Here is an 18,213-nt window from a genome sequence, read left to right as displayed (position 1 = left end):
GATCAAGAATAGACCGGCTGTAGGGTTTAGAACCCTGTGTGATTCGGCAGCACCGCGAGATAATGTGAACCATGCTCACTCAACCCGTTCCGCTTCGCCGGCAGCAGCTGCGTCAGGCCGCACTCCGCGTCGCCACGGCCGGGGTGACGGCGTTCTACAGCGTCTATCGCCTGCACCCGGCGCTCTGGCGCTTCACCGCGCGGCACTACCAGCCGTCATTCGAGCGCTTCGCGCGAATCAACGCATGGATGATCTGCCAGCAGGCCTATCTCGACGTGCCGGCGTACCGGCAGTACCAGAACGAGAACGGATTCCGGTTTCGCTGGTGGAGGCTGGGCGCCTACTCGCCCACCTCGAAGAAGGAGTACGTCGACCGCTACCCGGAGGCCTCGAGGTGCTGGAACGGCGAGATCGTCACCGTTGGCACGGTCGTCGACGAGTCGAGCGGGTCCAGCGGCAAGCCCTACAACTGGATGCGCTCCAAACAGGAACTCGCGACCGTGCACAAGAACGTGGCCGGCTACATCACCCTGCTCTTCGGCTCTCGAAAGCTGTTCTGCATCAATGCCTTCTCGATGGGCGCCTGGGCGACCGGAACCAACACAGGGCTCGCCATGTCGAAGGTCGCCATGGTGAAGAACACCGGCCCCGACATCGACAAGATCGTCGACACCCTGCGTCACTTCGGGCCGGGCTACACCTATCTCATCAGCGCCTACCCGCCCTTTCTCAAGCACCTGCGTGACCGGCTCGATGCCGAAGGTTTCGACTGGGACGCCCACGACCTCAACGGCTTCGTCGGTGGCGAAGCGCTGACCGAGGGCCTCCGCGACTACATCGAGAAACGCTTCTCTCGCGTGTATTCGGGGTACGGGGCCTCTGACCTGACCATCGGCATGGCGGGCGAGAGCGACCTCTCGGTGTGGCTGCGCCGGAGCCTGGTGGCCAATCCCGCGTTGCGCACCCTCGTGCTCGGTGATGGCGAAGAACGCACCCCGATGATCTTCCAGTACAACCCGCTCGAGACCTACCTCGAGACCACCGACGCCGGTGAACTTCTCGTCACGCTCAACTCGACCGCGATCATGAGCCCCAAGGTGCGCTACAACATCGGCGACGAGGCCTCGATCGTCACGTTCCCCGAGATGCAGGGCTACGTCAGCCAGTTTCCGCGCCTCGCCCTTGCCTTCGAGCGGGCTTTCGCCATCCAGCGCATGAAGCTGCCGTTCGTGCTGCTCTTCGGCCGTAAGGATTCGACGATCTCCTACATGGGCGCGAACATCTACCCGCTCGATGTGGAGAACGGCCTGTACCAGAACAACCCCCACGCCAACGCGATCGAGTCGTTCAAACTGAGCCTGCTCGACATCGGCGACCTCGAACAGCGGCCGGTCATCCACCTGCAGTTGCGGGCCGACGCCGAGCTCGACGAGAAGGCCGTCGCCGAGTTGCGGGAGCGATCCGCTGCGGGAGTGCTCGCGCATCTGGCCAGCGTGTCGCGAGACATCGCGCAGTCGCTCGAAGAAGACCCGACCGCCTCCGACGTGCGCATCGAGGTGCACCCGCACGGCACCGGGGTGTTCGCCGGCGGGTCTAGCAAGATCAAGAATGTTTACCTGGTGGACGCGGATGATCGGGGGGCCGCCTGATGCGGACCACCGATTTCTCGAAGGCACCGCCACAGGCAAGGGCCGGCGCGATCCTGATCGTCGAACACACGCGAGGTGCCGGAGCGAGCGGGCGCTCGGTCGTCAGGAGTGCGCGCGGCGCGGCGGGATTCGTCTGGCTGACGTCGTTCCGGCGAAGTGGCCGCGGTGGCGAGCGCACGTCCGGCGCGATCGTCTGCTTCGCCACGGCACGTGATGCCACCGTCTTTGCGGAGTCACTGAACAACACGGCCGGGACTCACTCCGCCACGAGCTCACCTCCACCGCAACCTCGTGCTGCAGAGCACGGCGGATGGCGGACCCGAGTGCTGAATGCCGAGCCGAGCGGCTACAGCAACGGAGTCTGGCGTGCGGAGTCGAACGTCATGGCCCACATCGAGCACTTCACTCCGACCTCTACTGAACAGGCCCACGGCACGACCCCGCCCCGGGTGGCGGCGCCGGGGTCGACTCGATCACACCCCTCCTCCGGCCGCACCACACACGAGCCCCGACCGCTCAGCGATGCCCACGCCATGTTCATCGGTGCGACGAAGTACCGCGGGCTCGGTTCCTGGCTGGTGCTGTCGCGCACATGGTACCCCATGGTCGCCCGCATGAAACACCTTCGCGGCTACGTGTGGCACACCGTGTACTGGGAGGCCCCGTTCACGCTCGGCACCCTGGCATTCTTCGCGGGCCGCGACGACCTTCTGGCGTTCGCGAGGCTCCCGGCCCACCGCCAGCTCATGCAGTGGATCACGGATGGCACCCGCAACGGAACAGGCGGGTACATCCGCATCCACACTGCATCGACAGACGTGACGACAGGAGCCGCATTGCCTGGCACGGAAGCGTCGGCCGCAGGACCCGCGGCAGCCTCATCGTCGGGGGGTGACGAGCGATGAACGCGGTCACGGTCGAACGGGTCCGCAGCGAGAAACAACTCCGTGAGTTCATCGCCATGCCGCTGCGTGTGCAGCCGCGAGACCTGGCTGTGCCGTTACTGGAGTCGAGCATCCGGTCGTGGCACAGGGGAACCAGCCCCCACCCCGAACCAGTCGAACTCGTCATCGCCCGTGACGCCGGCGGCGAGGTGGTCGGCCGCAGCACACTGCACACCGATGCGCGACTCGACGCGAAGCTCGGCGAGAAGCTGCTGCTCTTCGGCGCGACCGAGTTCCGCGACGGCGAAGCGGCGAGCGCGCTTTTCGAATACTTCACTGCGCATGCCGCCTCCACAGGCACAGGCGCGGTAACAACATCATCGCCTCCGTTCGACGCGCTCTTCGGCCCGGTCACCCTGCTGCCGAACCAGGCCGGCGGCGTGATCACCTCGGGGTTCGAACAGCGCGGATTCATCGATTCGGCCTGGAACGAGGAGTGGGTTCCCCTCGTCTACGAGGCTGAGGGCTTCGAGCGCTGGGGCGAGGCCGACACCTGGGTCGTCGATGTCGCGCAAGCGAATGCTGTCGCTCCTCGCGCGGCAGAGTGGGCCGAGGCCGGGCTCGTACTCGAGTACGGCTCGAGGCGGCGCGTGTCGCGGCTCATCCCCGAACTGCTCACCCTGCTGAACTCCTCGTTCGAGCAGCTGCCGTACTACACGCCGATCACCCCGGCAGAGATGGCGGCCGCCACCGATGGGCTGGCCTTCCTGCTCGACGAGAAGCTGCTTCTGCTGGCCAGGGATGCCCGATCATCCGTGCCCGTAGCATTTGTGCTGGTCATCCCCGACATCACCGGGTTCGTGCAGAAGGTGGGCGGCCGTCTCTCTGGCCTTCGGCAGGTGCAGCTGCTGCTCACGCGCCAGAAATACCGAACGGATGCTGTGCTCGTCATCCAGGGAACAGAACCCACCCGGCAGGGCCAGGGCATTCTCACGCTGCTCAGCCGCCAGCTGCAGGCGAACCTCGCCGAGGCGGGCTATTCGCGACTTCGATCGACCTATGTGGCACGCGGTAATTTTGCCTCGACGGCCCAGTACACCCGGTTCGGCGGTCACCCCCTGCACGGCTACACGTTCTACCGGAAGGGACTGCGATGAGCACGCTGCTCGACGACCTGATTCTGCTGGCGAGCCGCGCGCCATCGGCGCACAACACGCAACCGTGGTCTGCCCGCATCGTCTCCGAGACGTCGGTGGAGGTCTCGGTCGTGCCCAGCCGCACCCTGCCGGCGGGCGACCCCAGTTTTCGGGACGTCGTGCTCGCGCTCGGCGCCTGGGTCGAGAGTTTCGCAATCGGCGCTTCTGAGCTCAGGTTCGATGTCTCCGTCGAGGCGCTCCCCGCCCTCGAACGGCTGGAGGAGTTACCGGTGGTGGGGCGGGCAGACCCGTCATCGCCAGTGCTGAGGGTGACGCTCCGGCCGCGTGAGGCCGGCACGGGCTCGCCGGTTGGAACTTCACCATTCAGCGCCGACGATGTTCGCCAGAGGGGTGTGTTCCGCGGGCGGCTCGCCGGGCATCCGGAGACCTGGGACGACCTCGTCGACGTCGACCTGCCACCGTGGCTGAGTGTTCGGCGGCTCGACGACCGGGCGATGGCGTACCTCAGCCGGCTCGGCATCGCGTTCACCGCATCGCGGCCGAGCGTGGCGAAGGAGCTGCTCTCGTGGCTGCGGCTCGACCCGAAACACCCGAGATACCGGCTCGACGGCATGACCGATGTGATGCTCGGCCTGCCGCGGCCCCTGGCGAGGCTGGCGGCCCCTGCCACGCGGCGACGACACCTGCGTGACCCGCTGCTGGGTGTAGCCGGCGTCATCGGCGGGGCCTCAGAGTCGCTCGAGCGGGCCCGGAGCCTCCGACCCCTCGCCTTGTCGCTCGCCGAGAGTTCACCCGACTCCCCGACGCATCTCGTGCTTGTCGCCAATGCGCGTCTCGCGGCTCTCGACGACGCGCCCCGCGTCACCGCTGCGATGGACAGCAGCATCGGCATCGCCGAGCCCGACGTGCTCGACGCTGGGCGCGTTCTGCAGCGCCTCTGGCTGCACGCGTTCACCCGGGGGCTCGCGGTGTCACCGCACTCCGAGCTGATCGACTCGCCACTCGCGCATGGGCTCTTGCGAAAACGCCTCTCGCTCGGCCGGAGCGACGTGGCGCTGGCCGTCTTCAGCGTGGGCGTGCCGAGCGGCGAGGTGCCACGGTCACCGCGCCTGACAGACGTCGTGTCATGACGAAGTCGATGCCGACCCCGATCCCGGCGCGCGTTCGCGCCTGGGGTTGGTTCATGGACCGCTTCCGCTCGATGCACATCGCCACAATGAGCCCGGCAGACATCGCCCACAACCAGACGATGCGGCACGTGCCGGCGCCGGTTCGCCGGATGCTCTTCGGTTCCCGTCAACCGGGCACCACGGTAGAGGATTGGTCTGTGCCGTCACTGAACGGTCACACCATCCCCGTGCGCATCTACCGACCGCGGGCATCGGGAGATACCTCGGCGGGCCTCCCTCCCGCGCCACTGCCGGTCGTGATCTATCTGCACGGCGGCGGCTGGACGCTCTTCGGCGGGCTCGACATGTGCGACTGGCTTCCCAGCAGGGTGGCGGCCCGGCTGGGAGCGGTCGTGGTAGCCGTCGACTACCGGCTGGCCCCCGAGCATCCGTTTCCCGCAGCAGTCGACGACTGTTACGCCGCTTTGGAGTGGGTGTCTGCCAACGATGTGGAGCTCGGTGTCGACCCGAATCGCCTCGCAGTGATCGGCGACAGCGCGGGCGGCAACCTCTCGGCCGTGCTGACGTTGCTGGCCCGTGACCGCTCGGGCCCACCCATCGCCGCCCAGGGGCTGATCTACCCGGTGACCGACACGACGCTCGACGATGAGTCGATGCGCGAGAATTCCGACAAGCCCGTTCTGCACAGGGACGACATGGCTGCGTTCTTCGACTACTACCTCGGTTCAGACGAGTCGGCGCCCGAGCGAAGCGATATCCGGGTTGCGCCACTCAGGGCGGTTTCGTTCGCCGGGCTGCCGCCCACTCTCGTGCAGGTCGGCGAGCACGACGTTCTGCGCGACCAGGGCGTCGCCTATGCACGTGGTTTTCAGCAGGCCGAGACCTATGTCGAGCTGATCACCTATCCCGGTGCGCCCCACGGCTGGGTGACGTACCCGCTGATCATGAGGTCAACGGCCGACCGCGCCACCGACGACCTCGTGAAGTTCCTCAGCCGCTTCCTCTCGGCTCCGCACCCATCCACGCTGGTTGAGTAGCTGCGCATCGGCGCATCGAAACCCCCACGAACCTCGGTTTCGACGCCGGTTGAGTAGCTGCGCAGCGGCGTATCGAAACCCCCACGCGTTTGGGGTTTCGCTACGCGAGGCTGCGCCCCGCTACTCAACCAGCGCATCATCCGTTCATTGGATCAGCGAATCGGCGACCGTCGCGTTGTCGGCGTTGAACGAGAACCACGCGTCGACACGCTCGCCGCCCAGCACTCGCGGCAGCCAGTGCTTCGCGTCGTCCCACATCTCCGCGACCGGCAGTTCGTCGAGGGCGAACCATTCGGGGACAAGCTCGGCCGACGCTACAGCTTCACCCTCCCACACCTCGCACACGAACACCGTCGAATCCTGGCTCCACGAAGGCTTGTGCGGGAACTCGTAGCGCAGGTACCCCGCCTCCCTCAGGTCGTCCGGGGCGACTCGGATGCCCGTTTCCTCCCAGACCTCCCGAACGATTGCCTCGCGCGCACTCTCGCCCAGCTCGATCTTGCCGCCCGGGCCGACGACCTTGCCGATGCCCAGCCCCGTGAGCTTGCGGCCGAGCAGCACCTCGCGGCGACCATCCGGCCGCTCGCGTGTGAGGTAACAGACGCACACCTGGTAGCCCGCCATACCAGCCCTCTACAGGTGCTTCAGCATGCGCGTGTTGCCGAGAGTGTTCGGCTTCACGCGCGCGAGGTCCAGGAACTCGGCGACACCCTCGTCGGGTGAACGCACCAGCTCGGCGTAGACGTCGGGTGCGACGAGCGCCAAGGGGGAGGCCACAAAACCGTGCCGCTCGAAGAACGCGACCTCGAAGGTGAGGCAGAACAAGCGCGAGAGGCCGAGCTCGCGGGCGTCGTTCTCGATCGCATCCAGCAGCGCGTGGCCGACGCCCCTGCCCAGCCAGCCGCGGTCGACCGCGAGGGTACGGACTTCGCCGAGATCTTCCCAGAAGACGTGAAGCGCGCCGCAACCGATCGGAGTGCCGTCTGCGTCGACCGCGATGCGGAACTCCTGCACCGCTTCGTAGAACACCACAGAGTCCTTGCCGAGCAGAATGCGTTCCTGCACGAGCGGCTCCACCAAGCGCTGGATCCACGGCACATCGCTCGTGCGCGCGCGCCGTACCGTGATTGCCCCTGATTCGGGGCGGGCGGCGGACATATCTGCGCTGGTCATCCCTCCATCCTCCCAGCCCGGCGCCCCATTCGCGAAACGCCGCCGCCTCGAAGGAGAAAGTGGCGCAAACAGCTGCACCCCGAGGGAGAGAGAACAGTTCGCGTCACTTTCTTCCACCCTGCTCACGAGAAGGGGCCGACCACTGTGGGTGGTCGGCCCCTTCTCGTGAGCGACGGATGCCCGGCATCCGTGGTTCGTGACGTGCTAGTCGATCGCAGCAGCCCCGGCGGCCTCAGCCGTGATGGCTGCAAGGGGCTCGGGCGACGTCGTCAGGAAGGTGAACTCGCCCTCGACGAAGTCGACGTAGATCTTGTCGCCCGCGTTGAGTTCACCCAGGAGGATGCGCTCAGACAAGCGGTCTTCGACCTCGTTCTGCATGGCACGACGCAGCGGGCGAGCACCGAGGGACGGGTCGAACCCGACCTCGATGAGGCGCTCCTTCGCAGCGAGCGACAGCTCGATTGACAGGTCGCGGTCGAGAAGGCGATCGCGCAGGCGGCCGATGAACAGGTCGACGATCTGCAGCAGCTCCTCTTTCGACAGCTGCGGGAACACGATCGTGTCGTCGACGCGGTTCAGGAACTCGGGCTTGAAGTGCTTCTTCAGCTCCTCGTTGACCTTGCCCTTCATGCGGTCGTACGACGTCGACACGTTCGTCTGCGACTGGAAACCGATCGGCGACCCGGTGATGTCTTTCGTACCGAGGTTGGTCGTCATGATGATCACGGTGTTCTTGAAGTCGACGACGCGACCCTGTCCATCAGTCAACCGGCCCTCTTCCAGAATCTGTAGCAGGGAGTTGAAGATGTCGGGGTGAGCCTTCTCGATCTCGTCGAACAGCACCACGCTGAACGGCTTGCGGCGCACCTTCTCGGTGAGCTGGCCACCCTCTTCGAAACCGACGAACCCGGGAGGGGCACCGAAGAGGCGCGAAACGGTGTGCTTCTCGCCGTACTCACTCATGTCGAGCGAGATGAGCGCGTTCTCATCGTCGAACAGGAACTCCGCGAGTGCCTTGGCGAGCTCGGTCTTACCGACACCCGTGGGGCCGGCGAAGATGAACGAGCCTGAGGGGCGCTTCGGGTCTTTGAGGCCCGACCGCGTGCGGCGGATCGTGCGCGACAGGGCCGCGATGGCCTCTTCCTGCCCGATGACCCGCTGGTGCAGGGCCTTCTCCATGAACATGAGACGGCTGGACTCTTCTTCGGTGAGCTTGAAGACCGGGATGCCCGTGGCCTGGGCCAGCACCTCGGCGATCAGCCCCTCGTCGACGATGCCCGACGCCTTGACGTCACCCGACTTCCACTTCTTCTCAAGCCTCAGTCGCTCGCCGAGGAGGTTCTTCTCCTCATCGCGCAGCGACGCGGCCTTCTCGAAGTCCTGCTCCTCGATCGCGGCCTCTTTACGGCCACGAACAAGCGCGATGCGCTCATCGAACTCACGAAGCTCCGGCGGGGCCGACAGGATCGAGAGACGCAGACGCGCGCCGGCCTCGTCGATCAGGTCGATCGCCTTGTCGGGCAGGAAGCGGTCGGCGACGTAGCGGTCGGCCAGATTCGCCGCCGCGACGATGGCGCCGTCGGTGATCGACACCTTGTGGAACGCCTCGTACTTGTCGCGCAGGCCCTTCAGGATGTTGATCGTGTGGGGCAACGACGGCTCGGCGACCTGGATCGGCTGGAACCGGCGCTCGAGCGCCGCATCCTTCTCGAAGTGCTTGCGGTACTCGTCGAGTGTGGTGGCGCCGATGGTCTGCAGCTCACCTCGGGCGAGCAGTGGCTTCAGGATGCTCGCCGCATCGATCGCGCCTTCTGCTGCGCCTGCACCCACCAGCGTGTGGATCTCGTCGATGAAGGTGATGATGTCGCCGCGGGTGCGGATCTCCTTCGTGACCTTCTTGAGGCGCTCTTCGAAGTCGCCGCGGTACCGACTGCCGGCGATCAGCGACCCGAGGTCGAGCGTGTAGAGCTGCTTGTCTTTCAGCGTCTCCGGAACGTCGCCTCGAACAATCGCCTGGGCGAGGCCCTCGACAACGGCCGTCTTGCCGACGCCGGGCTCACCGATCAGCACGGGGTTGTTCTTCGATCGGCGCGACAGGATCTGCATGACGCGCTCGATCTCCTTCTCGCGCCCGATGACCGGGTCCAGCTTGTTGTCGCGCGCAGCCTGCGTGAGGTTGCGACCGAACTGGTCGAGAATCTGAGACCCCTTGTCGGGAGCCTGCTCGTTGCCTCCCACAGCAACAGCCTCCTTGCCCTGGTACCCACTCAGCAGCTGGATGACCTGCTGACGAACACGGTTGAGGTCGGCCCCGAGCTTGACCAGAACCTGGGCGGCAACACCTTCGCCCTCACGGATGAGGCCGAGCAGGATGTGCTCGGTGCCGATGTAGTTGTGCCCGAGCTGCAACGCTTCACGCAGCGACAGTTCGAGAACCTTCTTCGCGCGGGGCGTGAACGGAATGTGACCCGTCGGCTGCTGCTGGCCCTGGCCGATGATGTCTTGCACCTGCTCGCGCACAGCGTCGAGCGAAATGCCGAGGGATTCGAGCGCCTTGGCGGCGACACCCTCACCCTCGTGGATCAGGCCGAGCAGGATGTGCTCGGTGCCGATGTAGTTGTGGTTGAGCATCTTGGCTTCTTCTTGGGCCAAAACGACGACACGGCGGGCACGGTCGGTAAATCTCTCAAACATGCTGACTCCTTGGGTACCGGGGCAGTGTGACGGTAGCCGGTATCTAAATGTTAACGACGCCGGGCCACCGAAACTGCTCTGTTCGCCGTGGGCAGATTGCAGTTGCCCCCGGCGAGCCCATACCCCTAGTGCTCGGAGAAGCGGTACTGCGAGCGAATGAAGTATTCGTCGCTACCGGTGAGGCCGGCACGCAGGCCGGAGTCGCCGATCTGGAGCGCAAGTCCGACCCAGGTGGCAAGTCCCGAGGGGTCGGGTGTACGACCGAGGTAGTGCGCGTACATCAGGCTCACGCGCTCGGAGATCGTCTCGGTCGAGTCCCAGAACTGCGCAATGACCCAGGCGCGACCGTGCTGCTGAACGAGCTTCGTCCAGAAGGCGTAGTCCGTCGACGTTCCCCCGCGGTGAAGGAGTGTCTGGTAGAGGGCATTCACGAACGCGGTGTTCGTACCACCCTGCTTGGTGAAATACTCGTCAGACGCGTAGAACGACGTCTCGATGTCGTCGGTCGTGATACGACCCTGCTGCATCCAGTGCAGCCAGTCGAGCCGGCCCGCCGGGTCAGCCCCACGCCCGAGAATCGTCTCATAGGCCGCGTTGATACGGATCAGTCGGTATTCGTCGCTCGTGACGAAGCCGGTCGCAACCGCTCCGGGATCAGAACCGCCAGCGAACTGCCCGTTCCAGAAGGTGACGTCGTGGGCACTTGGAAAGCGGGTGAGAAAGTCGAAGTACAGCGCATTCACGACGGAGTTGATGGCGGGTTGCACACCGGAGACCGGCGCGATCAGCCGGGGAATGATGACGTCTGCTGAGACCGCTGACCGCGCGTTGACGGTGTAGTCACGAGAGAAACCGAGATTGCTGAAATCGCTCGAGCCGTTGAATCTCGCATAGGAGTAGTACGAGCCGGGGTACAGAACCTGGACGTCGTACCTTCCGGCAGAATCGGGCTGTGCGCTTGCGACGTTGAACCAGTCGTTGCGCGCCGGGTCGAACTTTGCAATGTAGACGATCACATCGGCCGAGGCCGGCGGCGCATCGCAACCCTCACACGAAACGGCGCCCAGAACCTCGCCCGACAGGGTGAGCGCCCAGCTTGCGTCGACCGACTGCCCGTCGGCGACAGTAATGGCAGAACCGTAGGGGTCGAATTCTGACGAGCCGTACCACTGGACCGTGGGCACGCCGGGCTTGGTGGCGTCATAGAACAGGAGCCAGTAGTCGGCGGGCGCAAGTCCCTGGATCGAGAAGCTGCCGTCGGAGGCCGTCTTCGTCTCGCTGGTGAACTTGATCGCCCCAGTGACATCGTCAAAGAGAATGGCGACCACGGTGATGCCAGCACCCATCGGCGCCGACGTCGACGCGAGCGTCACGAGGCCACCGATGGCAGCGGTGCTGGAAGCGGAGCTCTTTCCCTGCGTCGACGAGTTCGCACTCGTAGCGATGTCTGACGGCGTAACCAGGGGATGGGTGGCAGCAACCTCGCCCTGGGGCGGTGAGGCAGGCGGTGCGACGATGTCGCTGTGCGTAGCAGAACCGGCGACGGTGATTCCGACCGTCTTCTCGGCCGTCTTCTCTGCGGCGATCGCTGGAGACGAGACGAATCCCGCTCCGACCATGACGATGACGGCCACTGCCGCGGTGAAGATCTTCACTGGTTCCCCTTGCTCTTCGCATAGGCGCCGGATCCCCCTGGCGCGCGAACTGAAACCTATCAGAAGAAGATGGATTCCGGAGAGTCGAACCGACGCAGTCCAAATCAGATCAGAACAGCGGCGTGCCCTCGAACTTCGCCTTGCCGAATCCCAGCATCATGAAACCGATGAACGGGAACAGCCACAGCCCGAAGATGCCGAACAGCGCCCCTTTGCGGAATGCGGCCGCCAAGTCGAGGACGATCACGATGTAGAGCACGATGTTGACCAGCGGAATGAGGAACAGCAACAGCCACCATCCCGACCGGCCGGTGATCTTGATCATCGTGTAGAGATTGTAGAAGGGAATGATCGCGGCCCACCCCGGCCGCCCTGCCTTAACGAACGTGGCCCAGAGCCCGATGACGGTGAGAATGGCGAAGACGAGGCCGAAACCCTGCCCGTAGATCTGGCTCCCGGCCATGCCGTAATTCACCTGGTCGGCCAGAATGCCCACGGCATGCGTCATCGTTCTCCTCGGGGTTGCGCTTCACAGCATAGTGAAGCGACGGCCCCACGCGACGCGTGCCTGATCGGCTCGATGCCGTTACATGCCTCGCCGGGCGCGCTCTTCGGCCTCGTACTTCGCGAGAACCTTGCGCTCCGTCTTGTCTGAGCGGATGATCGCCCGCATGATGAACCAGAACAGAAGCCCGACGGCAACGGTCGGCAGAAGCACAGCACAGGCAGCCAGGAAGTCACTCATAACGCCTCAACACTACGCCTGAAACCTGAGGCGATCATTTCGTGACGAACTGCACGAAGCCGACGATCAGAAATGTCAGGCCCACGCCCGCCACGACGAGGCGCGCATAGAACAGACGACGTCGTTTCTGTTCGGCGTCCGCCGCATCGTGTTCATCAGCACCCGGTGAGTCCTCCGGTTCACGCCCGTCGTCGTTCGACACGGTCAATGACCGCCGGTGGCGATGCCGATGATGCCCGACACCAGAAAGTACAGCCCGACAGCACCGACTCCGACCCAGATCATGATGCGCGTCGTCGTCGGCTTGTTGTTCTTCTTGTCGTCTTTGTCTTCGGGAACGTAGCTCATCGTCTTCTCTCTTCGTCTGGGCGCCGACCGGGTCTCGAGGCGGCACCCACGGGGGTCATTTGACCAGGGGGAACAGGATCGTCTCGCGAATACCGAGGCCGGTCAGGGCCATCAGCAGGCGATCGATCCCCATTCCCATGCCTCCTGAGGGTGGCATACCGAACTCGAGCGCCCGAAGGAATTCCTCATCGAGGCGCATCGCCTCGTCGTCACCGGCGGCGCCGAGCAGTGCCTGCTCGATAAAACGCTCCCTCTGGATGACCGGGTCAACCAGCTCGGAGTACGCCGTCGCCAGCTCGAACCCCCTGATGTACAAGTCCCACTTCTCTACGACCCCGGCAAGGGAGCGGTGCGAGCGTGTGAGCGGGCTGGTCTCGATCGGGAAGTCCATCACGAACGTCGGGCGCACGAGCGAGCCCTTGACGAAATGCTCCCAGAGTTCTTCGACGTATTTGCCGTGGTTCGGCACGTGCACCTCGACGCCTTCGCGGGCAGCCAGCGCCTTCAACTCTTCGGTCGTGGTCTGGGGGGTGATCCGCACGCCGGCCGCCTCACTCAGCGACTCGTACATGCTGATGCGGTCCCAGTCGCCGCCCAGGTCGTACTCCGTGCCGTCGGCCCACGTCACGACGTGCGAACCGGCGACCGCGAGCGCGGCGTTCTGGATCATCGTCTGCGTGAGAGTGGCCATCGTGTTGTAGTCGCCGTAGGCCTCATACGCCTCGAGCATGGCGAACTCTGGCGAGTGGGTCGAGTCGGCCCCTTCGTTGCGGAAGTTGCGGTTGATCTCGAAGACACGGTCGACGCCACCGACGACGGCTCTCTTGAGAAAGAGCTCCGGGGCGATCCGCAGGAACAGTTCCGTGTCGAACGCGTTGCTGTGGGTCGAGAACGGCCTGGCCGCGGCTCCTCCGTGCATGGTCTGCAACATCGGGGTCTCGACCTCGATGAAATCTCGGTCGGCGAAGGTTTTGCGCAGGCTCGCCACGGCGGCAGCGCGCGTTCGCACCATCACCCGCGCCTCGTCGCGCACGATGAGGTCGAGGTAACGGTTGCGCATGCGCGTCTCTTCGTTGAGCTCGGAGTGCAGGTTCGGTAGCGGCAGAAGGGCCTTCGATGCGATCTTCCACTCGGCCACCATCACCGAGAGCTCCCCGCGACGGGAGGAGATGACCTCGCCGCTCACGAACAGGTGATCACCCAGGTCGACGAACTCTTTGAAACCCGCGAGCGCCTCGTCGCCGACCAGCGCGAGCGAGACCATGGCCTGGATGCGTGTTCCGTCGCCGGACTGCAGCGACACGAAGCACAGCTTGCCGGTGTTGCGCAGGTGCACGACCCGGCCCGCGAGGCCAACGACGTCACCGGTCGTCTCGTCGGCGACGAGATCGCCGTATTTCGCGCGAACGGCCGGGATGGTCGTGGTGATCGGCACCGAGACGGGATAGGCCTCGACCCCGCTCTCGTTCAGTCGCTCGCGCTTTCCAAGCCGGATTAGCTGCTGCTCGTTGGTGGCCGCAGCCTCAGCGGCGGCCTCGGCAGCGGCTGCCTCTGCGGCCGCATCGTTGGCGAGCGCGTCAGCCGCGGCGATGCGTGAGCTGGCCTCGCCGCCTTCGGGGGCCGCTGCGAGGTCAGGATGTTCGGGGTTGCTGGTCATGCGAAGAAGCTCCTTGAAGTCGCCCCAAGTTTACGTGCCGCACCACACGGGTCGTCGACGTATGGTGGTTTCGATACGCCACGCTTCGCGCAGCTACTCAACCAGCGAACCGCAGAACACGCTGATTGAGTAGCTCCGAAGGCGCGTATCGAAACCTCAAGCGAAGCAGCATTCCGGTTTGTGACGCATTCAACCGAGGTACACGGATTCGTTGTCGATGAGCCTCGTCGAACCGACTCGAGCCGCGACGGCGACGATGGCCTTGCCGTGGTAGTTGTCGTCGACGGGGAGGAAGCTCTTCGGGTTGACCACCGCCAGGTACTCGAGTTTCACGAGCGGCTCCCCCATGCTCGCCGACTGCGCGGCGGCGATCACGGCGTCGATTCCGCTCGATGCTGCCGACTCCGCCGCCTCGAGGGTCTGCGACAGAACACGGGCAGCAAGTCGTTCACCCTTGTCGAGAAAGCGGTTCCGGCTCGAGAGCGCGAGTCCATCATCCTCTCGCACGGTCTCGACGACCTCCACCACGACGGGAATGTTCAGGTCGCGAACCATCCGGCTGACGACGAACACCTGCTGGGCATCCTTCTGCCCGAACAACACGACGTCGGGGCGCGCAATGTTGAGGAGCTTGTTCACGACGACGAGCACGCCGTCGAAGTGCCCGGCACGACTGCGGCCTTCGAGCAGGTTGCCGACATTGCCGGCCGAGATCTTGGTCTGCGTCTTGCCGTCGGGGTACATCTCCGCGGCACTCGGGGCGAACACGATGATCTCGCCGACCGAAGAGGAGCCGGAGCCCGGGCGCGGTACGGCTGAGGCCGTGGCTTCGTCGAGTGCCGCACGGTCGCCAGTCAAGTCGCGGGGGTAGCGGTCGAGGTCTTCTGCCTCACCGAACTGCAGGGGGTTGACGAAGATCGAGACCACGACGACATCGGCCATCTCACGCGCGCGGGCGACCAGCGCCAGGTGCCCGGCGTGAAGCGCACCCATGGTCGGCACCAGCGCCACCACAGGGTTCGCGGTGCCCTGGCTTCGTGCGGCGTGCGTGGCGGCTGCGATCTGTTCGCGCACTTCTGCGATCGAAACAGCGAGTATCGACACCGAATCTCCTTTTGTAACCCCGATGAATGCTACCGGCTACGAGCCGAGCGGCAGCGCATCATCCGGCCCCGCTGCCCGTAGGAGCGCATTCTCGACCGAGGAACGAACAAGCGGCCCGAGCACTCGACCGGGTGCCGTCATGCCGATCGAGGCCAGGATGCCCGTGGCCTGGTCGACAATCGAGCTCGAGAAGCTCGTGGCCGTCTCGACCGCCTCGGCGTAGGCCGCTCGGTCTCGTTCGGCGACGATCACGGGCTCTCCGCCCATCTCCACAACGAGGGCCTGCCCGATCGGGAGAACGGGGCCGGGCGCCGTGACCGCGAAGTACGTGCCGGCAAGCCGGGCGATGTCGATGCTCGACCCGGTGAAGGCCATCGCGGGATGCACTGCCAGCGGAATTGCACCCGCGGCAAGGGCTGGGGCCAGCACCTCGATGCCGAACCCGGCCGCCGTGTGCACCACGAGTTGCCCGGGCTGCCATGCCTTCGTTGCGGCAAGCCCCTCGACGAGACTGCGCAGCTGGTCGGTCGGCACGGCGAGGATCACCAGCTCGCTGCGCTCGATGAGGTCGGGAATCTCCAGGAACGGCACCCCGGGCAGCATCGCTTCGGCGCGTTCCCTGCTGGCTTCAGAGACGGCTGCCACCCCGACGATGGCGTGGCCTGCGCCCGCGAGCGCCGCACCGAGAACGGGCCCGACGTGCCCGGCTCCGATGATGCCGATACCGAGCCGGCCGGATCGTTGCTGGGGGTTCATCGCGGGCTCTCCGATGTGGTGGTGGTCGTGGTTGTGGGCGAAGCAGTCGGCAGAGGAACGACCGGGTCGGGTATTCCTGACCGCGTACGCGTCTCGGCCCAGCGGTGCGAGCCATCCGCCTCGGCGGCGCGTACGGCGCTGTCAGAGAGCACTCTGAATGCTTCCAGGGCCTCGCGCCGGCCGATCACACCGAGAGTCGCCCGCACAGGGCCTGCGATCGTATTGAACTGCAGTTGCGCCAGGTCGAGCGCCCGGCGTACCGGCCCCTGAGCCACGTGAAGGCTCTGCAGTCGCGCAAGAGGAACAACACTCAGGCGTCGCCAGATGAAGCCGCTCCGGAGCAGAACAGCGTCGGAGGTCACTGCCATACCTGTGCGCCGGTACGAGAGTGGCCGGAGCCAGAACGCACGCCGGGGAGCGTCGGCGAAACCCTGCCCCGAGCGGGCCGACAGCCCGGCGAGCACGAGCTGCTGGATCTCCTGACCCGCCGTACCGGGCAGCAACAGCCCCAACACCTTCTGCACATCTCCCGCGCGGCCGACAGGCAACAGCAGGGTGTGCGGCTGGCTCGAACCGCTCCGGCTCGAAGCGTGCCCCGCCCTGTTGATGCGGATCATCCACCATCCGGCCGGCCGCCAGAGGATCGGCTGCGTCACCTCGATCGCGTGGATGCGACCGGGTGGCAGCGTGTCGTTGCTCGTGCTGAACATGCCGAATCCGACGCGCACTCCGTCGGCGGTGCCGGCGATCGAGTAGCGAAGTGACTTGCTGAACCGCCGCCAGTAGTAGCCGAGCGAACCGATGACGCTCGGCAGCAGCAGGAAGAGCACGAGAAACCGGTGGCCCCACAACGTCGAAACGAAGAGCCCTGCGATCACCAACAGCAGCACGACAGTGAATTCGCTGAGCACCAGCGAACCGATCAGCCGGCCGGGCGTGATCTTCACGACGGATTCGGGCGGGGCCGTGTCCGGGTCGAGTTCGGGCGCCAGCAACTCCTGCACTCTGCGCTGCAGGAGGCCATCATCCACCCTCACCGGCGTCGCCCCGGCGATCGTCAGGTGCGACTCCGTCGCGAGCCAGGCTTCTGCAGCGACAGCACCCGCACCGGCCGCATTCGCTGCGGCGCTGTGTTCCTCTGCGCGAACTCCGGATGCCCTGCTCAGGATCTCGCGCCGAAGCTCATCGACCTGCCCCGACCCGAGGTACGCAAGTTCGACCTTCGCGTCCTGGCCTGCGACGCTGAGCTCGATCTTCGCTGCCCCGAAGAACCGTGCAAACAGGGGGCGGGTGATGTGGATGCCCTGCAACCGGTCGAGCCGCGCCTTGCGGTGGTGCCGGAACAGCACGCCACTGCGCACCTCGACCGCGTCAGCGCCGATGCGGAAGCTGTGCATGCGCCAGGCCACAGCGAACGATCCGACGGCGATGAGGAGTATGCCGGCGATCACGAGGATCGCGACCCCCGTCTGGCCGCGGTCGTAGACCATGGCGATGATGTCACCGTTGTCTCCGGGCCCTCCACCGCCACCCCGACCACCGTCGTTCGCCGGGCCCGTACCGATGAAGAACTCCACCAGCCGCTCCCGCAGGTTGGCCAGCACGAAACCCACGATGGCGACCAGCCAGAAGCCGCCCTTCAGAAGCGGTGACGCCCAGTGCAGGCGGTGCCACTCGCCGTCGACCAGCCTGGCCGTCGCACCCGTGGGCAGCCCACCACTGGTCACAGGCCGGACCGCCGCTGCTCGGCCAACCTCACGAGCGTGTCGCGGAGCTCGTCGGCCTCTGTTGCGGGGAGGCCGGGAATCGAGACGCCGGTTGTTGCGGCGGCGGTGACGAATTTCAGGTCGCTGAGCCCGAGCGCGCGTCCCAGCGGCCCCCTGTTGACGTCGATGAGCTGCATGCGTCCGTACGGCACCGCCACAATGCGGAAGAACATGATGCCTCGGCGGAAGAGCAGGTCGTCGTCGCGCAACTGGAACTCGTACGCGCGGGCGCGCCGGGGGGCTACCACGAGCAGGATGATCGTGATCAGCACCGCGGCCCCGAGCATCCACCACCCGAACCAGGCGCCTGCGACCACGATGAAGAAGACGCTCACCCCAGCCAGCACGAGTCCCGTGACGAACGAGGCCGCAAGCTCGACGGCGACGTATTTGGGGCTGACCCGACGCCAGGGGCCCTCGAAGGAGAGCCTGCTCGAATCGGGAGGAGTGCTCACTGC

At 65.6% G+C, this 18,213-nt stretch carries 18 protein-coding genes; 5 read left to right on the top strand and 13 right to left on the bottom strand.

Features of this window, described 5'->3' with window-relative positions:
* Window positions 1-71 precede the first annotated feature (71 nt).
* Genes JOE66_RS03940 through JOE66_RS03920 form a run of 5 tightly spaced genes read left to right on the top strand, consistent with a single transcriptional unit; the run spans window position 72 to window position 5,857 of the window.
* On the top strand, window positions 72-1,649 hold the full coding sequence (locus tag JOE66_RS03940) for a phenylacetate--CoA ligase family protein (RefSeq protein ID WP_205106963.1): 1,578 nt from the start codon (window positions 72-74) through the stop codon (window positions 1,647-1,649).
* Window positions 1,649-2,554 (top strand): hypothetical protein, encoded by a 906-nt coding sequence (locus tag JOE66_RS03935; RefSeq protein ID WP_205106961.1) that lies wholly within the window; start codon window positions 1,649-1,651, stop codon window positions 2,552-2,554. The genes JOE66_RS03940 and JOE66_RS03935 overlap by 1 nt, the downstream gene beginning before the upstream one ends.
* A complete protein-coding gene (locus tag JOE66_RS03930) occupies window positions 2,551-3,690 on the top strand; it encodes a hypothetical protein (protein ID WP_205106959.1) in 1,140 nt (379 codons plus the stop codon). Before JOE66_RS03935 ends, JOE66_RS03930 begins: the two co-directional genes overlap by 4 nt.
* The gene (locus tag JOE66_RS03925; RefSeq protein WP_205106958.1) at window positions 3,687-4,820 is read left to right on the top strand and encodes a hypothetical protein; all 1,134 of its coding nucleotides are present in this window, start codon (window positions 3,687-3,689) and stop codon (window positions 4,818-4,820) included. The genes JOE66_RS03930 and JOE66_RS03925 overlap by 4 nt, the downstream gene beginning before the upstream one ends.
* Window positions 4,817-5,857, top strand: coding sequence for an alpha/beta hydrolase (locus tag JOE66_RS03920; protein ID WP_205106956.1), 1,041 nt, complete (start codon window positions 4,817-4,819; stop codon window positions 5,855-5,857). The genes JOE66_RS03925 and JOE66_RS03920 overlap by 4 nt, the downstream gene beginning before the upstream one ends.
* Window positions 5,858-6,001: 144 nt before the next feature.
* Here JOE66_RS03920 and JOE66_RS03915 read toward each other — a convergent pair whose 3' ends face one another.
* The 13 genes from JOE66_RS03915 to JOE66_RS17110 all read right to left on the bottom strand — a co-directional run bounded on the left by JOE66_RS03915 (window position 6,002) and on the right by JOE66_RS17110 (window position 18,210).
* Window positions 6,002-6,481 carry an 8-oxo-dGTP diphosphatase gene (locus tag JOE66_RS03915; RefSeq protein WP_205106954.1) on the bottom strand — a complete coding sequence of 160 codons (480 nt, stop codon included), beginning with the start codon at window positions 6,479-6,481 and terminating at the stop codon, window positions 6,002-6,004.
* 9 nt (window positions 6,482-6,490) lie between these two features.
* A complete protein-coding gene (locus JOE66_RS03910; RefSeq protein ID WP_239518213.1) occupies window positions 6,491-7,030 on the bottom strand; it encodes an amino-acid N-acetyltransferase in 540 nt (179 codons plus the stop codon).
* Between the two features lie 204 nt (window positions 7,031-7,234).
* Window positions 7,235-9,724 (bottom strand): ATP-dependent Clp protease ATP-binding subunit, encoded by a 2,490-nt coding sequence (locus tag JOE66_RS03905; protein ID WP_205106952.1) that lies wholly within the window; start codon window positions 9,722-9,724, stop codon window positions 7,235-7,237.
* A 125-nt stretch (window positions 9,725-9,849) separates the two neighbouring features.
* Window positions 9,850-11,379 carry a DUF4214 domain-containing protein gene (locus JOE66_RS17575; RefSeq protein ID WP_205106950.1) on the bottom strand — a complete coding sequence of 510 codons (1,530 nt, stop codon included), beginning with the start codon at window positions 11,377-11,379 and terminating at the stop codon, window positions 9,850-9,852.
* 109 nt (window positions 11,380-11,488) lie between these two features.
* Window positions 11,489-11,887 carry a DUF5684 domain-containing protein gene (locus JOE66_RS03895; RefSeq protein WP_205106948.1) on the bottom strand — a complete coding sequence of 133 codons (399 nt, stop codon included), beginning with the start codon at window positions 11,885-11,887 and terminating at the stop codon, window positions 11,489-11,491.
* A 78-nt stretch (window positions 11,888-11,965) separates the two neighbouring features.
* The gene (locus JOE66_RS03890) at window positions 11,966-12,124 is read right to left on the bottom strand and encodes a hypothetical protein (protein WP_205106946.1); all 159 of its coding nucleotides are present in this window, start codon (window positions 12,122-12,124) and stop codon (window positions 11,966-11,968) included.
* Between the two features lie 34 nt (window positions 12,125-12,158).
* The gene (locus JOE66_RS03885; RefSeq protein WP_205106944.1) at window positions 12,159-12,326 is read right to left on the bottom strand and encodes a hypothetical protein; all 168 of its coding nucleotides are present in this window, start codon (window positions 12,324-12,326) and stop codon (window positions 12,159-12,161) included.
* Window positions 12,327-12,328: 2 nt separating this feature from the next.
* The gene (locus tag JOE66_RS03880; protein ID WP_205106942.1) at window positions 12,329-12,472 is read right to left on the bottom strand and encodes a hypothetical protein; all 144 of its coding nucleotides are present in this window, start codon (window positions 12,470-12,472) and stop codon (window positions 12,329-12,331) included.
* 55 nt (window positions 12,473-12,527) lie between these two features.
* Window positions 12,528-14,129, bottom strand: coding sequence for a lysine--tRNA ligase (gene lysS, locus JOE66_RS03875; protein ID WP_205106940.1), 1,602 nt, complete (start codon window positions 14,127-14,129; stop codon window positions 12,528-12,530).
* Between the two features lie 189 nt (window positions 14,130-14,318).
* Window positions 14,319-15,233 (bottom strand): pantoate--beta-alanine ligase, encoded by a 915-nt coding sequence (gene panC, locus JOE66_RS03870; protein WP_307827039.1) that lies wholly within the window; start codon window positions 15,231-15,233, stop codon window positions 14,319-14,321.
* A 36-nt stretch (window positions 15,234-15,269) separates the two neighbouring features.
* Window positions 15,270-15,989 (bottom strand): Rossmann-like and DUF2520 domain-containing protein, encoded by a 720-nt coding sequence (locus JOE66_RS03865; RefSeq protein WP_205106938.1) that lies wholly within the window; start codon window positions 15,987-15,989, stop codon window positions 15,270-15,272.
* A complete protein-coding gene (locus JOE66_RS03860; RefSeq protein WP_205106936.1) occupies window positions 15,986-17,716 on the bottom strand; it encodes a PH domain-containing protein in 1,731 nt (576 codons plus the stop codon). Before JOE66_RS03860 ends, JOE66_RS03865 begins: the two co-directional genes overlap by 4 nt.
* A complete protein-coding gene (locus JOE66_RS17110) occupies window positions 17,713-18,210 on the bottom strand; it encodes a PH domain-containing protein (RefSeq protein WP_205106934.1) in 498 nt (165 codons plus the stop codon). Before JOE66_RS17110 ends, JOE66_RS03860 begins: the two co-directional genes overlap by 4 nt.
* Window positions 18,211-18,213: the final 3 nt, after the last annotated feature.

The sequence above is a fragment of the Subtercola frigoramans genome, assembly GCF_016907385.1.
In the GTDB taxonomy this organism is placed as follows: Bacteria; Actinomycetota; Actinomycetes; order Actinomycetales; family Microbacteriaceae; genus Subtercola; species Subtercola frigoramans.
This window is presented reverse-complemented; position numbering and strand designations above follow the sequence as displayed.

What these genes read in the sequence shown, in the direction of transcription:
- JOE66_RS03940 (WP_205106963.1), top strand. Translation starts at nt 72, where the DNA reads ATGCTCACTCAACCCGTTCCGCTTCGCCGGCAGCAGCTGCGTCAGGCC.
- JOE66_RS03935 (WP_205106961.1), top strand. Translation starts at nt 1,649, where the DNA reads ATGCGGACCACCGATTTCTCGAAGGCACCGCCACAGGCAAGGGCCGGC.
- JOE66_RS03930 (WP_205106959.1), top strand. Translation starts at nt 2,551, where the DNA reads ATGAACGCGGTCACGGTCGAACGGGTCCGCAGCGAGAAACAACTCCGT.
- JOE66_RS03925 (WP_205106958.1), top strand. Translation starts at nt 3,687, where the DNA reads ATGAGCACGCTGCTCGACGACCTGATTCTGCTGGCGAGCCGCGCGCCA.
- JOE66_RS03920 (WP_205106956.1), top strand. Translation starts at nt 4,817, where the DNA reads ATGACGAAGTCGATGCCGACCCCGATCCCGGCGCGCGTTCGCGCCTGG.
- JOE66_RS03915 (WP_205106954.1), bottom strand. Translation starts at nt 6,481, where the DNA reads ATGGCGGGCTACCAGGTGTGCGTCTGTTACCTCACACGCGAGCGGCCG.
- JOE66_RS03910 (WP_239518213.1), bottom strand. Translation starts at nt 7,030, where the DNA reads ATGACCAGCGCAGATATGTCCGCCGCCCGCCCCGAATCAGGGGCAATC.
- JOE66_RS03905 (WP_205106952.1), bottom strand. Translation starts at nt 9,724, where the DNA reads ATGTTTGAGAGATTTACCGACCGTGCCCGCCGTGTCGTCGTTTTGGCC.
- JOE66_RS03895 (WP_205106948.1), bottom strand. Translation starts at nt 11,887, where the DNA reads ATGACGCATGCCGTGGGCATTCTGGCCGACCAGGTGAATTACGGCATG.
- JOE66_RS03890 (WP_205106946.1), bottom strand. Translation starts at nt 12,124, where the DNA reads ATGAGTGACTTCCTGGCTGCCTGTGCTGTGCTTCTGCCGACCGTTGCC.
- JOE66_RS03880 (WP_205106942.1), bottom strand. Translation starts at nt 12,472, where the DNA reads ATGAGCTACGTTCCCGAAGACAAAGACGACAAGAAGAACAACAAGCCG.
- lysS (WP_205106940.1), bottom strand. Translation starts at nt 14,129, where the DNA reads ATGACCAGCAACCCCGAACATCCTGACCTCGCAGCGGCCCCCGAAGGC.
- JOE66_RS03865 (WP_205106938.1), bottom strand. Translation starts at nt 15,989, where the DNA reads ATGAACCCCCAGCAACGATCCGGCCGGCTCGGTATCGGCATCATCGGA.